Source organism: Brevundimonas diminuta (genome assembly GCF_039673845.1).
Classification (GTDB): domain Bacteria; phylum Pseudomonadota; class Alphaproteobacteria; order Caulobacterales; family Caulobacteraceae; genus Brevundimonas; species Brevundimonas diminuta_E.
Window position 1 is genome coordinate 244,840 of the sequence record NZ_JBDJMK010000002.1, and the last position, 14,147, is coordinate 258,986.

General features: G+C 66.1%; 12 protein-coding genes. 9 read left to right on the forward strand and 3 right to left on the reverse strand.

Annotation, left to right across the window (positions count from 1 at the left end; genetic code table 11):
* Positions 1-12 precede the first annotated feature (12 nt).
* The 3 genes from ABE454_RS03095 (at position 13) to ABE454_RS03105 (ending at position 3,148) form a co-directional block, all read left to right on the forward strand.
* Positions 13-639, forward strand: coding sequence for a M23 family metallopeptidase (locus ABE454_RS03095; protein ID WP_346528926.1), 627 nt, complete (start codon positions 13-15; stop codon positions 637-639).
* 104 nt (positions 640-743) lie between these two features.
* The gene (locus ABE454_RS03100; RefSeq protein ID WP_346528928.1) at positions 744-1,709 is read left to right on the forward strand and encodes an ABC transporter ATP-binding protein; all 966 of its coding nucleotides are present in this window, start codon (positions 744-746) and stop codon (positions 1,707-1,709) included.
* Entirely contained in the window at positions 1,706-3,148 is a 1,443-nt protein-coding gene (locus ABE454_RS03105; protein WP_346528929.1) for an ABC transporter permease, read from the forward strand. The genes ABE454_RS03100 and ABE454_RS03105 overlap by 4 nt, the downstream gene beginning before the upstream one ends.
* 261 nt (positions 3,149-3,409) lie before the next feature.
* Here the strand turns inward: ABE454_RS03105 and rpsU are convergent, their stop codons facing one another.
* Complete coding sequence (rpsU, locus tag ABE454_RS03110; RefSeq protein WP_087139870.1) at positions 3,410-3,643, reverse strand: 30S ribosomal protein S21; 234 nt, start codon at positions 3,641-3,643, stop codon at positions 3,410-3,412.
* Positions 3,644-3,833: 190 nt separating this feature from the next.
* Here rpsU and ABE454_RS03115 point away from each other — a divergent pair, with 190 nt between their 5' ends.
* Complete coding sequence (locus ABE454_RS03115; RefSeq protein ID WP_346528931.1) at positions 3,834-4,499, forward strand: COQ9 family protein; 666 nt, start codon at positions 3,834-3,836, stop codon at positions 4,497-4,499.
* A gap of 113 nt (positions 4,500-4,612) precedes the next feature.
* Entirely contained in the window at positions 4,613-4,966 is a 354-nt protein-coding gene (locus tag ABE454_RS03120) for an endonuclease domain-containing protein (RefSeq protein WP_346528933.1), read from the forward strand.
* A gap of 80 nt (positions 4,967-5,046) precedes the next feature.
* Here ABE454_RS03120 and ABE454_RS03125 read toward each other — a convergent pair whose 3' ends face one another.
* Entirely contained in the window at positions 5,047-6,147 is a 1,101-nt protein-coding gene (locus ABE454_RS03125) for a 5-(carboxyamino)imidazole ribonucleotide synthase (protein ID WP_346528934.1), read from the reverse strand.
* Positions 6,147-6,644: a 5-(carboxyamino)imidazole ribonucleotide mutase gene (gene purE / locus ABE454_RS03130; RefSeq protein WP_346528937.1), complete on the reverse strand. Its 498-nt coding sequence runs from the start codon at positions 6,642-6,644 to the stop codon at positions 6,147-6,149. Before purE ends, ABE454_RS03125 begins: the two co-directional genes overlap by 1 nt.
* Before the next feature lie 127 nt (positions 6,645-6,771).
* On the opposite strand from purE, the gene ABE454_RS03135 reads away from it, so the two are divergent.
* The 4 genes from ABE454_RS03135 (at position 6,772) to ABE454_RS03150 (ending at position 14,120) form a co-directional block, all read left to right on the forward strand.
* The gene (locus ABE454_RS03135) at positions 6,772-7,374 is read left to right on the forward strand and encodes a GGDEF domain-containing protein (RefSeq protein WP_346528939.1); all 603 of its coding nucleotides are present in this window, start codon (positions 6,772-6,774) and stop codon (positions 7,372-7,374) included.
* A 233-nt stretch (positions 7,375-7,607) separates the two neighbouring features.
* Positions 7,608-9,203: an amidohydrolase family protein gene (locus ABE454_RS03140; RefSeq protein WP_346529095.1), complete on the forward strand. Its 1,596-nt coding sequence runs from the start codon at positions 7,608-7,610 to the stop codon at positions 9,201-9,203.
* Positions 9,204-9,285: 82 nt separating this feature from the next.
* Positions 9,286-12,228 carry a TonB-dependent receptor domain-containing protein gene (locus tag ABE454_RS03145; RefSeq protein ID WP_346528942.1) on the forward strand — a complete coding sequence of 981 codons (2,943 nt, stop codon included), beginning with the start codon at positions 9,286-9,288 and terminating at the stop codon, positions 12,226-12,228.
* Between the two features lie 98 nt (positions 12,229-12,326).
* The gene (locus tag ABE454_RS03150) at positions 12,327-14,120 is read left to right on the forward strand and encodes a DUF885 domain-containing protein (RefSeq protein ID WP_346528944.1); all 1,794 of its coding nucleotides are present in this window, start codon (positions 12,327-12,329) and stop codon (positions 14,118-14,120) included.
* Positions 14,121-14,147: the final 27 nt, after the last annotated feature.

Consider the following 14,147-nt stretch of genomic DNA (forward strand, 5'->3'; position numbering starts at 1 on the left):
AGTCGTCCGAGTATGCGTCTGCTTCCCCCGGCCCTGCGGCCGCATGTGATCCGTTTCGGCCAGACCGGCGTGCTGGCCGGGTTCGCCGTTCTGGCCGCCGCTGCTGCCCCTGCGGGCATGATCGCGGCGGCGCCCGACCGCAATATCGAGATATCCGTCCCCATCGCCCCGCCCGTGAAGGCGGTGGCCGAGCCCGCCGGTCCCGTCATGCGCAGGATCGTCTTCGAGGCGCCGCTGAAAGGCTATCGCATCAACTCGCCCTATGGCCTGCGCAAGCTGGCGATCGAGGCCAAGGCGCGGGCGCACAAGGGCGTCGACATCGCCGCTCCGAGCGGCACCAGCGTCTTCGCCACGACCGAGGGCAAGGTGCTGCGTTCCGGCTATGACGCGGGCGGTTACGGCAACTTCATCGAGATCCAGCACCCCAACGGCATGACCAGCCTGTACGGCCACCTCAGCCGCATCGACGTCCACTCGGGCCGGGCGGTGGAGGCGGGCGAACGCATCGGACTGGTCGGCTCGACCGGCTATTCGACCGGCCCGCACCTGCATTTCGAAGTGCGCCGCAACGGCGGCCAGGTCGACCCCGCCAAGATCGTGGGCCAGAGTTTCGAGGTTCGGGTGAAGGCGACGGGCTGACGATGCCGCCGCGACCACATGACCAATCGGTAATGTAAAAGTTGCTTTACGCGGAGCGGTCCGCGCCCTTACCCTCGATCCGTGGATTATCGCAGGGGGACCGAATGGTCGCGGCGCTGACGCTGGATGCAATCAGCAAGAGATACGGCGGCTTTCAGGCCGTCTCTGACCTGAGTTTTCAGGTGGAGAAGGGCTCGATCTGCGGCTTTCTGGGGCCGAACGGGGCGGGCAAGACCTCGACCCTGCGGATGATTCTGGGGCTGCAGCCGGCCACCAGCGGACGGATCGAGATTCTGGGCGCCGACGACGGGCGCAAGGTGCGCGACCGGATCGGCTTCCTGCCCGAGGAGCGGGGCCTCTACAAGAAGATGACGCCGGTGGACGCCATCGCCTTCTTCGGCGGGCTGAAGGGCCTGCCCCTGCCCGAGGGCCGCCGTCGCGGCCGCGAGATGCTGGAGCAGATGGGTCTGGGCGAGGCCAGCAGGAAGAAGATGAAGGAGTTGTCCAAGGGGATGGCCCAGAAGGTCCAGCTGATCGCCTCGGTGGTGCATCAGCCGGAGTTCGTGATTCTGGACGAGCCGTTCTCGGGCCTCGACCCGATGAACCAGCAGGGGCTGGAGGCCATGATCCGCGCCCTGGCCGACAATGGGGCGACGGTGCTGTTCTCGACCCACGTCATGCAGCACGCCGAGCGCCTGTGCGACAAGGTGGTGCTGCTGGCCCGCGGGCGTAAGGCGTTCGAGGGCACGGTGGATGAGGCGCGGGCGACCTCGCCGCGCTTCTTGGAACTGGAAGGGGCGCTGGACCGCAACGCGGTCGCCGCCCTGCCGGGCGTCAGCGGCATTGAGATTCTGGCTGAGGACGGCGCTGTCAGCACCCTGCGCGTCGGCCTGACGCCGGGGGCCGAGGCGCAATCGGCCCTGCGCGCCGCCTTCCTGGGCGGGCTGGACGTGCGGCGCTTCCAGATGAAGGAGCCGACGCTGCACGACGCCTTCATCGCCCTGACCGGCGATCACCCGGACGAGGATCAGACCGTCGGCCGGGCCGACAAGATGGAGGCCGCCCGATGAGCCGGATGCTTCTGATCGCGCGCCGCGAGTTTCTGGCCTACGCCAAGACGGTGGGCTTCTGGCTGTCGCTGCTGGCCTTTCCGATGTTCGCCGTGCTGGGCGGCGCCATTCCGATGCTGATGAAACACGCCGAGCCGGTGCGCGAGGCCGTCATCATCGACGAGACGCCGGCCGGGTCCGGTCTGGCCGCCGCCGTGCGTCAGGCGCTGGAGACGGAGCGCGGCCGCGCCGACATCACGGCCCTGCGCATGGCCGCTGTGCCGGAGGCCGGAACGGCGGGCGGCGACCGGGTCCGCGCGGCCGCCGAGCAGGGCGGCTTCGACGCCGGACTGGAGGCGCTGAAGAAGGAGGCGCCGCGCGCCGCCGCAGGCTTCAAGACGCCCAAGCGCGGGTTTGAACTGGTCGATGCGCCCGCCGATCTGGCGGCTGCTGCGCCGGGCGAGGCGCGCGACGCCTTGGCTCGCCGCTATGTCGACAAGGACGCGCCAGAGGGCGAGAAGCTGAACGCCGTGGTCTTCCTGACCGAGGCCGGGGGCAAGCCGGGCGCCCGCGTCTGGACCGGCCGCGCCACCGACGACGTGGTCGAAGGCGCCATCCGCGACGCCCTGAAATCCGCCAACCGCAGCCGCGTCTTCGTCGCCAGCGGCATCGACCCCGCCGTGGTGTCGGACACCGAGAAGTTCCGGCCGGACGTCTCAGTCTTCTCGCCGCGCGCAGCGTCGGGGGGCGAGGTGTCGTTCCGCGACAAGCTGCCGGTGATCGTCGGCCTGGCGGTCGGCTTCATCCTGTGGTCGCTGATCATCACCGGCGCCTCCATCCTGCTGAACAGCGTGATGGAGGAGAAGTCGAACAAGATCCTGGAGGTGCTGCTGTCCTCGGCCTCGGCGACCGAGATCCTGACGGGCAAGGTGCTGGGCGTGGCCCTGCTGACGCTGGCCGTGCTGGGCGCCTGGGGCGGGATCGGCGCCATCGGCCTGATGGCGACCATGCCGGATGTGGCGCGGGACATCGGCTCGGTGCTGCTGACGGATGGCCTGTTCGTCTGGTTCCTGCTGTTCCTGGTCGGCGGTTATCTGATGTATGCGGTGCTGTTCGCCGCGATCGGCGCCTTCTGCGACACGCCACGCGACGCCCAGACGCTGATGGGGCCGATCATGATGGTGCTGGTCGTGCCGATCCTGGTCATGCAGATGGCCATCCGCACCCCCGACGCCATGGTGGTGAAGGTGATCAGCCTGATCCCGCCCTTCACCCCCTTCGTCATGGCCGCGCGCGCGCCCAGCGGGCCGCCGTTGATCGAACTGATCGGCGGCCTGATCGGGATGTTCCTGTTCGCCGCCGTCATGGTTTGGGCCGCGGGCCGCGCCTTCCGCGCCGGCGCCCTTTCGGACGTGAAGCTGAGCTGGAAGAGCTTCATGGGCGCCGTGACGGGGCGGTGAGGGCGAGGGGAGAGAGGTGCGTGCCTCTCTTGCCCCCTCTCCCCATTCTCTCCGTCATCCTCGGACTTGATCCGAGGATCGAGCTACGCCGCCCGCGCTATTTCAAGGATCCAGACCTAGTCCGCGTCGCGGGTCTGGATCCTCGGATCAAGTCCGAGGATGACGGCGAAAGGAACCGGAGCGGGGCATAGTCATCAGGCAAAGAAAAAGGCCGCTCCGGCGATCCGGGGCGGCCTTTGATCTTTCAGGCGTCAGCGGGTCTTAGCGACCGCGACCCTTCGGGGCCGGCAGCAGGCCTTCGCGCTGGGCGCGCTTGCGGGCCAGCTTGCGGGCGCGACGGACGGCTTCAGCCTTTTGGCGAGCGCGCTTTTCCGACGGCTTTTCAAAGTGAACGTGACGCTTCATTTCGCGGAAGCTGCCTTCGCGCTGCATCTTCTTCTTCAGGGCTTTCAGCGCCTGATCGACATTGTTGTCGCGGACAAAAATCTGAACCAGGGGTCTCTCTCCTTTGGCCGCCCGCCGCGTCCTTTCCAAGGGAGACGGGCAGACAAAACAAAACCACGCTCGAGAGGAGGGCCTCTCAAGTGAAGGCGCGCTGATACATGATCGGGGGGGGCGTGTCCAGATCGTCGCGCCTAATCGTGATGGGTCGAAACGCCCGCCGGATGGGCGTATCGTATGGCCCATGACCGAGACAGCCGACACCGCTCCGAAAGGGGATTGGGCCGACCGCACAGAACAGGCCGTTCTGGACGCAGCCATAGAACGCGCGCCCGCGCTGGGCTGGAACGCGCGCCTGACGCGCGCCGCGTGCGAGGCCTGCGGCCTGTCGCTGGGCGACCAGGAACTGCTGCTGCCGAACGGCCCGCGCGATCTGGCGGTCCTGCTGTCGCGACGCCATGACGCGCGCGCGCTGAAGGCGCTGGAAGCCACGCCCGCCGCCACGATGAAGATTCGCGAGCGAATCGCTGCCGCCGTCTCGGCGCGGATGGAGGCGGGGGCTGAGGACATCGAGGCGGCCAAGCGTTGTGCCGGTTTCCTCAGTCTGCCGACCAATGTCGATCTGGGCTTCAAGCTGGCGTGGGAGACGGCGGATCATCTGTGGCGCTGGGCCGGGGATACGGCGACAGACCAGAATCACTACTCCAAGCGGGCGATTCTGGGCGGCATCCTGATTCCCGCCCTGACCATGCGCTGGTTCGACGGCCGCGAGGCGGCGGAAGGCTTTGTCGCCCGCCGCATCGAAAACGTCATGGCCTTCGAGAAGTGGAAGGCGGGCAAGGATTTCGACGCCCCGGTGCGGACGATCACCGATGCGTTGGGGCGGCTGAGATACGGCGCCAAGGCATAACACCCTCTCCCGATGGGAGAGGGCTTGAGCCTCCAAGAGCGCAGCGATTGGCAAGGCGAAAGGGTGAGGGTTCCCGGCTTGCCGTTGTCTCTCACGGCCCGCACAGTCTTGTCATGCTATCCTCGCGAACCGACCGTGCACGTGGGTTGCGTCAGTCTTCAGGGCGCGCCGAAGAGCGTGTCTGGGCGCTTCTGCGCGGTGGCAAGATCGACGGACACAAGTTCCGCCGTCAGCATCCCGTCGGGCCGTACTACGCAGACTTCGCTTGCGACCGGCTGCGTCTGATCATCGAGATCGACGGCGGGGTGCATCGGCTGGACGAGGTAGCGGCGCGCGATGTCGAACGGCAGCAGGCGCTTGAGGCGCTCGGCTGGACCGTGATCCGGGGGACGAACGATCAGGTCTTTGAGGCGCCGGAGTTCTTGGTTGAAGCAGTCAGGTTGCACGCGCGATGTCTGAACGGCTGAGCGTCGACCCTCACCCTTTCGCCTAGCCAATCGCTTCGCTCTTGGAGGCTCAAGCCCTCTCCCATCGGGAGAGGGTTTTTTCAGAGGATGCGGTTGATGTGCGCCATCTTGCGGCCGGGGCGGGCGTCGTGCTTGCCGTAGAGGTGCAGGCGGGCGTTCGGTTCGGCGGCAAGGGTGCGCCACTGCTCGACTTCATCGCCCAGCAGATTGGTCATCTCGATGCGGGCGTGGGCCTGCGTCGGGCCCAGAGGCCAGCCGACGACGGCGCGGATATGCTGTTCGAACTGGTCGCAGACGCAGCCGTCCTGGGTCCAGTGGCCGGTGTTGTGGACGCGCGGGGCGACCTCGTTCACCAGCAGTTCGGGCTTTCCTTCAGAATCGGGGCCCATGTCGAACAGTTCGATGCCCATGACGCCGATGTAGTCGAGGCCGTCCAGAACGGCGGCGGCGATCTGTTCGGCGCGGCCTTGCGTGGCCGGATCGACGGCGGCGGGGGCGGTGGTGGTCTTCAGCACCCCGTTCTGGTGGACGTTCTCGCCCAGAGGATAGACGGCGACCGCGCCGTCGCGGCCCCGCGCGGCGATGACCGACAACTCGCGCTGGAAGACGGCGGCGGCTTCCAGCACGGCGGGGCGGCGGCCGATGGCGTCGAAGGCGGCCGCGGCGTCGGCGGCGTCGCGGATCCAGACCTGACCCTTGCCGTCATAGCCCTCGCGTCGGGTCTTCAGCAGGGCGGGCAGGCCAAGCGCGTCGATGGCGTTGGTGAGGTCATCCAGCGTCGTCACGGCGGCGAAGGCCACGGTCGGGGCGCCGACGGCGTTCAGATAGGTCTTCTCGTCCACCCGGTCCTGAGCGACGGCCAGCGCCGTCGGCCCCGGCGCGACCAGGGCGCCCGCTTCGGCCAGGGTCTCGACCGAGGCGGCGGGGACGTTCTCGAACTCGAAGGTAACGACGTCGCACAGGCGGCCCAGCGCCTGCAGGGCGTCGGGGTCGTCATAGGGGGCGGTGATCTGGGCGCGCGAGACGCGGGCGGCCGGGCAGTCGGGCTGGGGATCGAGGATCACCACGTCGAAACCGAGGCGCGAGGCGGCCTGACCCAGCATCCGGCCCAACTGGCCTCCGCCCAGAATGCCGAGGGTCGAGCCGGGGGCCAGGGGCAGCTTCTCGGGGAAGGCGGGCATCAGTCCTCGACGCTTTCGGCGACGGATTCGGTCTGGGCGGCGCGGAAGGCCGACAGGCGCTCGGCGATGGCGGGGTCGGACAGGGCCAGAATCTGGGCCGCCAGAATTCCAGCGTTGGCGGCGCCCGCCTCGCCGATGGCCAGGGTCGCGACGGGCACGCCGCCGGGCATCTGGACGATGGACAGCAGGCTGTCGAGGCCCTTCAGCGCCTTGGACTGAACCGGCACGCCCAGCACCGGCAGGTCGGTCATCGACGCGGCCATGCCCGGCAGGTGGGCCGCGCCCCCGGCGCCGGCGATGATGACCTTGAAGCCCTTGTCCTTGGCCGTGGCGGCGAAGTCATAGAGGCGCTGGGGCGTGCGGTGGGCGCTGACGACCTTGGCTTCCCAGGCGACGCCCAGCTGATCCAGACGGTCGGCGGCCAGCTTCATCGTGGGCCAGTCGGAGCGGCTGCCCATGATGATGGCGACGGAAACGGGCGGCGTGGAGGCGGTCATGCGCAAAGGCTCCCCATGCGGAAAGCGGCCGGTTACAGCACCCGCGTTGCACCCGCAACCGGGGACGCTAGACTCAAAGTCGTCGCCAGGCCCTGAGTCGGCCGGATTTGCGACGCCGGAGCCTGCCTTGAACCACCTGGCCGAACAGATGACCGCTCCGGATGCAGATGCGGACCTGCGCGCCGAGATCATGCGCCTGCGCGCCGAGGTGGCGGCCCTAAAGGAACGGGCCGAGCGGGCCGAGGCGCTGGCCGACCACGATGTATTGACGCCTGCGCTGAACCGGCGCGGCTTCATGACGGTGCTGTCGCGCAACCTGGCTTATTGCCGCCGTCACGGGGTCGAGGCGGCGCTGCTCTATCTGGATCTGGACGGGTTCAAGGGCGTCAATGACACTCTGGGCCATGCGGCGGGCGACGCCGCCCTGATCGCCGTGGCCGAGCTTCTGCTGGCCAATGTGCGCGAATCCGACGCCGTGGGCCGGATGGGCGGCGACGAGTTCGCCATTCTGCTGATGAACGCCGGACTCGATGATGCGCGCGAAAAGGCGCGGCGTCTGGGCCTTGCGCTGCAAAGCGAAGGCTTCATCTGGAATGAAACCCTTGTGACGCTGGGCGGATCAATCGGTGTTCGCGCCTTTTCGGGGCAGGACGATGCCGAAATCTGGCTGTCAGAGGCCGATGCTGCCATGTGGCTGCGAAAGCGGGCACGGCCCGAGGCGCGGCGCTGACATTGGTGTAATCGGTGATTTGTAACGCCGCGTGAATTTAATTTCTCCGCGCCACTGAATATCCGAAGCTTTCTTTTGTGGCGAAATGGTAGCGATTTAGAGGCCGGTGAGGGACCGGACAGACGCTGGCAGGGCCGATGGCCCTCAATCTTGGGAGGGATTGCGGCTTGCGAACGACGTTTGGGGTGAAGTCCCTTTGCAAGAGTGCAGGCGCAGCGTGCGCCGCCGCCTTGATGGTCGCCTCCTTTTCCGCGGGCGTGTCGTCGCCTGCTGAGGCTCAGGCGCAGGCCGCGCCCGCGCGGGCGACGCTGAACCCGGCGCCGCCGCGTCGCGCCGACGAAGGCTTCGGCCCCTATCCGCTGATGGTGGTGCGCGGCGCCATGCTGATCGACGGGACCGGCGCGCCGCCGATGGGGCCGGTCGATATCGTCATCGAAAACGACAAGATCACCGACATCATTCAGGCGGGCTGGCCCGGACTGCCGGAACGTGAAGGCCGTGCGCCGCTGAACGCCGCGCATGAGATCGACGCGCGGGGCATGTATGTCATGCCGGGCTTTGTCGACGCCCACGCCCACGGCGGCAGCCCCCAGAAGGCTGCGGATCTGGAATATGTCTACAAGCTGTGGCTGGCCCACGGCGTGACGACGGTGCGCGGCGTCAGCCTGGCGCCGCAGGACATCGCCCTGTCCGAAAAGAACCGCTCGGCGCGCGGCGAGATCGTCGCGCCGCGCATCTACAACTATCAGACGCTGGGTTCGGGCTGGTCGCGCGGGCGCATCCGCAACGAACAGATGGCGCGCGAGTGGGTGCGCTGGGGCGCGGCCAACGGCATCGACGGCATCAAATTCTTCCTGCGCGGCGATGAGACGCCCGAGGTGGTTCTGGCCGCCATCGACGAGGCCAAGAAGAACGGCATGGGCACCGTGGCCCACATCGCCCAGCCGGGCGTGGCCCAGCTGAACGCGCGCGATCTGGCCGAGGCGGGGCTGGGCACGGTGACCCACTTCTACGGCCATTTCGAAGCCCTGCTGGGCGGTCGCAGCATCCAGAACTATCCGACCGACTACAACTTCTATGATGAGCAGATGCGCTTCGGCGAGGCGGCTGAAATCTGGAAGGAGGTCGAGCCGGGCACGCCCCAGTGGTTCGAATATCTGGAAGAGCAGAAGAAGACGGGCGTCGTCTTCGACCCGACCATGACCATCTATGCGGCGTCGCGCGACCTGATGCGCGCCCGCAATGCGCCGTGGCACCAGATCTACACCCTGCCGACGCTGGCGGATTATTTCCAGTCCACGCGCGACAACCACGGCAGCTACTTCTTCGACTGGACGACCTCGAACGAGGTGGCGTGGCGCCGCTTCTATGAGCGGTTCATGCGTCTGGTGAACGGCTACAAGAAGATCGGCGGCCGGGTGACGGTGGGGTCGGATTCCGGCTTCATCTGGAAACTGTACGGCTTCGGCTACATCGAAGAGCTGGAACTGCTGCAGGAGGCGGGCTTCAACCCGCTGGAGATCGTGCGGGCGGCGACGATGGACGGGGCGACGACCCTGGCCGAACCGACGGGCAAGGCGCCGACCTTCGGCGTGGTGCGGCCCGGCATGAGCGCGGATCTGGTCATCACGACCGAGAATCCGCTGGCCAACTTCAAGACGCTGTACGGCACCGGACACGAACGCCTGAGCCCCGACAACCGCATCGAGACGGTCGGCGGGGTGCGTTGGACGGTGGCGCGCGGGGTCGCCTACGACGCTCCGGCCTTGTTGGCCGACGTCCGGGCCATGGTCGATCGGCAAAAAGCCGAACGGGGGACGGCGCCCTAAAGGCGCCGATCCGAAACAGGCCGCCGCGCGCCGAATGGGGATGACGCGCCCGGCAGCCCAATCATAAACGAGGGGAGCTCCTATGAGACTGTCTGCTTATCTGAAAGCGGGCACGATGATGGCTGGCATGGCCATGATCGTTGCTGCACAACCGGCCCTGGCCCAGAGCGCGTCGTCGGACGACCAGGCCAGCGCCGTCGCCGACATCGTGGTGACCGGATCGCGCATCCGCCGCCCGAACGTCGAAGCCTCGACGCCGGTCAACGTCGTCGACGCCCAGGAAATCGAGAACATCGGCGTCACCAACCTGATCGACGCCATGGCGCGCCAGCCGCAGGTCGGCCTGGGCAGTTCGGCGTCCAGCAGCACCAACTCGGTTGCAGGGCAGGGTCTGGCGACGCTGAACCTGCGTAACCTCGGCTCGAGCCGGACGCTGGTTCTGGTCAATGGCCGCCGTCACGTGGCGGGCTCCAGCGGCACCAGCGCCGTTGACGTGAACACCATCTCCAAGACCACGATCGCCCGTGTCGACACGGTGACGGGCGGTTCGTCGGCGGTCTACGGCGCTGACGCCGTGGCGGGCGTGGTCAACTTCATCACCAAGCAGGATTTCGACGGCATCGCCGTTCAGAGCCAGTACGGTTCGGCCGATGGTCCGAACACCTATTACGGCTCGGTCGCGGTGGGTCGTAACTTCAACGACGGCCGCACCAACGTCATGGCCGCCGCGACCTATGACAAGACCGAGGGCCTGTACCGCCACGAACGCGACTATGCCATGAGCGGTCTGGCCTACATCCCCAACCCGAACAAGAAGAGCCCGGATGACGGACAGCCGTCCTTCATCATGGCGCGGGATGTCTACACCAACATCACCAATGACTCCTTCACCCCGGTGATCGTCACGCCGATCGGCTCCAACGCCGCCTACAGCCTGACCTTCACGCCGGACGGCAAGCTGGTCCCGTTCGATCGCGGTGAAGTGGTCGTGGATGGCAACGGTCGCCCGCAGAAGGTTTCGATCGGCGGCGACGGTTTCAAGTTCCGCGAAGATGCGATGCGCACGCCGGTCGAGCGCTACGGCGGCGAACTGCAGCTGCGTCACCAGTTCCAGCCGACGAACGAATATATCAGCGAACTGAACCTGTTCGCCGAGGGCAAGTTCTTCCATACCGTAGCGACCAGCCAGCGTGAAAACGGCACCTTCGCCGGCGATATCGATGGCAGCAAGCATGTGACCGGCAACGCCTATCGCATTCAGGCGGATAACGCCTTCCTGCCTTCAGACCTTCAGGCCATGCTGTCGGCGGCCGGCGTCAAATACTTCGATATCAGCCGCAACGACCGTGATTTCGGCATCCGCACCTATGAGAGCGAGTATGACACAGCCCGGTTCGTGACGGGTGTGGACGGCGCCTTCAGCAACGGCTGGCGCTTCGAGGCCTACATCAACTACGGCGAGGCCAAGTCCAAATTCACCAACTTCGATCGCCTGCAGAAGGAATTCTACGAGTCGATCGACGCCGTGAACAAGAACGGCCAGATCGTCTGTCGTAGCGAAGAGGCGCAGGCGCGCGGTTGTCAGCCGCTGAACCTGTTCGGCGCCGGCGTCGCCTCACAGGAAGCGATCGACTACTCCTACATCCACACTGTTCGTAACGACGTGTCGCGTCAGTGGAACGCGGTGGCCAGCGTCAACGGGGAACTGTTCTCCTATCCGTCGCTGTTCAGCGGAACCAGCCTGCCGGTTTCGTTCGCGGCGGGTGTCGAATGGCGCAAGGAATACGGTCGCTCCGTGCCGGATATCGCCTCGCAAAAGGGGCTGATCTTCCAGAACTCACAGCAGATCACCGAAGGCAGCTATGAATCGAAGGAAATCTTCGGTGAAGTGAATGTGCCTCTGCTGGCCGATCTGCCGGGCGTCCAGTATCTGGATCTGACGGCGGCCTATCGCTATCAGGACTATACGACGACCGGCGGCGACAGCAGCTATGGCCTGGGTCTGGAATGGACCGTCAATCGCGACATCCGCTTCCGCACCAACTTCGCCAAGGCGGTGCGCTCGCCCAACATCAACGAACTGTTCGGCGGCGGCAGCGAAGGCTACAATCAGATCGAGGATCCGTGCGATGCGACGCGCCTGAATCTCGGTAACTTCTCGGCCAACCGCAAGGCGAACTGTGCGGCTCTGGGCCTGACGCCTGACTTCGTTCAGTCGACGGCGACTCGTCCGGTGGTCAGCGGCGGCAATCCGAACCTGAATCCGGAAGAGGGCGAGACCCTGACTGTCGGCGTGGTTCTGACGCCGTCCTTCCTGCCGGGGCTGGCGATCACGGTTGACCACTATGACATCAAGATCAGCGATGTGATCGCCTCGCTGGGCTGGCGCAATATCATCAACAACTGCGTCGACAGCCCGGACCTCTCCAACGCGTTCTGCAACAGCGTTTCGCGCGGCTCGGACGGCAACATCACCAAGGTGGTGAACCAGGTTCTGAACGTGGCCGAGTACACCAACTCGGGCTGGGACGTGACGGCTTCGTACCGCACGGACCTGGTGAAGCTGGGTCTGCCGGACTATGGTTCGCTGTCATTCAATGCGGCGGCCGGTTTCCTGGACGAACTGACCTACGATCCGGTTCCGGGCGACGCCAGCGTGCGTGACGAGCAGGCGGGCCAACTGCCCAATCCCAAGCGCCGCATCAACTTCCGCGTCAGCTGGGATTACGAGCGGGTGTCGCTGTCCTATGCCAACCAGTATCTGAGCAGCATGGTTCGCAGCAACCGCGATCCGGCCGGCGCCTATGAACCCTATAAGGCGCCGTCCTGGTTGACGCATGATATTCGTGCCGAATATCGGTTCGACAACTTCTCGGTGTTCGGCGGGGTCAACAACCTGTCGAATGAGGAGCCGCCGCAGACGCCGTTCACCTGGACGGGTACTTCGCTGAATACTGGTTTTAACGCCAGTATTTACAACAACCTCGGGCGATATGTTTACATTGGCGTAAACGCCCGTTTCTGATCCAATAAGGGAAGCCGCCCGGCGACGGGCGGCTTCTCGCCTTGAGGATGTCCGTGTGGCGTCCGCGTGATCTCTTTGGGGGAAAGATTTTGAAAACCTTGACTGCTTTCAGTGCGATGGCGTTTGCCGCCGGAATCCTGACCGTGGGCGGCGTCGCCGCGCCGCACTCGGCCCATGCCGCACCGGCTGCGGCTGCGGCCGTGGCCGCTGCGCCGTCGGCGCTCGACGCTCAGTTTGAGGCCATCGCCGCCGAGGAGTGGGCCTGGCGCCAGAAAGAGATGCCGGGCCGCAACGCCAAGACCAGCACCCTGCCGGACGTCAGCGCCGCTACCCAGCAGCGCCGTCTGGAATACTGGACCGCGATCCAGCGCCGTCTGGACGCCATTTCACCGGACCAGCTGTCGCCGGATCAGCGCACCAACTATGCGGTCTACAGGCACCAGATCGACAACTTCGTCGATGACGGCCGTCACCGCCTGTATGAAATGCCCTTCAACTCGGACAGCGCCTTCTGGTCGTCGCTGACGGGGCTGGGCGGCGCGAACTTCGCCTCGGTCGAGGACTATGAGCGCTATCTGTCCCAGATGCGCGACGTGCCGCGCTATTTCGACCAGCAGATCACCAATATGCGCGCCGGTCTGGCGCGTGGCTTCACCCAACCCAAGGCCTCTCTGGTCGGGCGGGACGTGTCGATCCTGGCGGTCACGGACCCGACGGACGTCACCCAGAACCCCTTCTACAAGCCCTTCCTGACCATGCCGGCCAATATGTCCGAGGCGGACAGGACGCGCCTGAAGGCGGCGGCGGTTCAGGCCATCCAGCAGCAGGTCGTGCCCGCGCACCGCACCCTGTTGAGCTTCATCCGTGATGAATACATGCCCGGCGCGCGCGAGACGCTGGGCGCCAATCGCCTGCCGGACGGGGACGATTTCTATCAGACGCAGATCCGCCAATACACCAGCGTCAACCTGACCCCCGATCAGATCCACCAGATCGGCCTGTCCGAAGTCTCGCGCATCCGCGCCGAGATGGAGACGGTGATGCGCAGCACCGGCTGGACCGGCGACTTTGCGGGCTTCATCCACTTCCTGAAGACTGACCCCCAGTTCCACTATGACAAGCCGGAACACCTGCTGTGGCACGGCGCCTGGGTCATCAAGAAGGTCGACGGCAAGATCGGCCAGTATTTCAACCTGAAGCCGCGCGACACCTTCAGCCTGATCCCCGTGCCGGACGCCATCGCGCCCTATTACACGGCCGGGCGGGGCGGCAACGGCGTCTGCCTGCTGAACACCTATGACCTGCCGTCGCGACCGCGTTACAACATCCCGGCGCTGACGGTGCACGAGTGCAACCCCGGACACGCCTGGCAGGGCAATCTGCGCCGCGAACACCCGCCGATGCCCGACTATCGCGCCCAGACCTACATCTCGGCCTTCGGCGAGGGCTGGGCCCTGTATACCGAGAAGCTGGCCGTCGAGATGGGCATCTATGAAGACGCCTATGAGGACTTCGGCCGCCTGACCTATGAGATGTGGCGTGCGGCGCGTCTGGTCATCGACACGGGCATCCACTCCAAGGGCTGGACCCGCGAGCAGGCGGTGGCCTTCCTGAGCAGCAACACGGCCCTGTCGGACCATGAGGTCGGCACCGAGATCGACCGCTACATCACCTGGCCGGGGCAGGCCCTGTCCTACAAGCTGGGCGAGATCGAGATCGTGCGCCTGCGCCGCAAGGCCGAGGCGGAACTGGGCGCCGACTTCGACATTCGCGCCTTCCACGACCATCTGCTGGCCATCGGCGTGGCGACCATTCCGGCCATGACGGCGGAAATGGAAGCCTTCATCGATCAGAGCAAGCAAGCCGCGGCGACGAAACGATCGGGGCGGTAAAAAAAGCGGGCCGGCGCGTCATGCGCC

Bases quoted from the DNA above. Each gene is read 5' to 3' on its own strand.
- ABE454_RS03095 (WP_346528926.1), top strand. From the start codon at position 13: ATGCGTCTGCTTCCCCCGGCCCTGCGGCCGCATGTGATCCGTTTCGGC.
- ABE454_RS03100 (WP_346528928.1), top strand. From the start codon at position 744: ATGGTCGCGGCGCTGACGCTGGATGCAATCAGCAAGAGATACGGCGGC.
- ABE454_RS03105 (WP_346528929.1), top strand. From the start codon at position 1,706: ATGAGCCGGATGCTTCTGATCGCGCGCCGCGAGTTTCTGGCCTACGCC.
- ABE454_RS03115 (WP_346528931.1), top strand. From the start codon at position 3,834: ATGACCGAGACAGCCGACACCGCTCCGAAAGGGGATTGGGCCGACCGC.
- ABE454_RS03120 (WP_346528933.1), top strand. From the start codon at position 4,613: ATGCTATCCTCGCGAACCGACCGTGCACGTGGGTTGCGTCAGTCTTCA.
- ABE454_RS03125 (WP_346528934.1), bottom strand. From the start codon at position 6,147: ATGCCCGCCTTCCCCGAGAAGCTGCCCCTGGCCCCCGGCTCGACCCTC.
- purE (WP_346528937.1), bottom strand. From the start codon at position 6,644: ATGACCGCCTCCACGCCGCCCGTTTCCGTCGCCATCATCATGGGCAGC.
- ABE454_RS03140 (WP_346529095.1), top strand. From the start codon at position 7,608: ATGGTCGCCTCCTTTTCCGCGGGCGTGTCGTCGCCTGCTGAGGCTCAG.
- ABE454_RS03145 (WP_346528942.1), top strand. From the start codon at position 9,286: ATGAGACTGTCTGCTTATCTGAAAGCGGGCACGATGATGGCTGGCATG.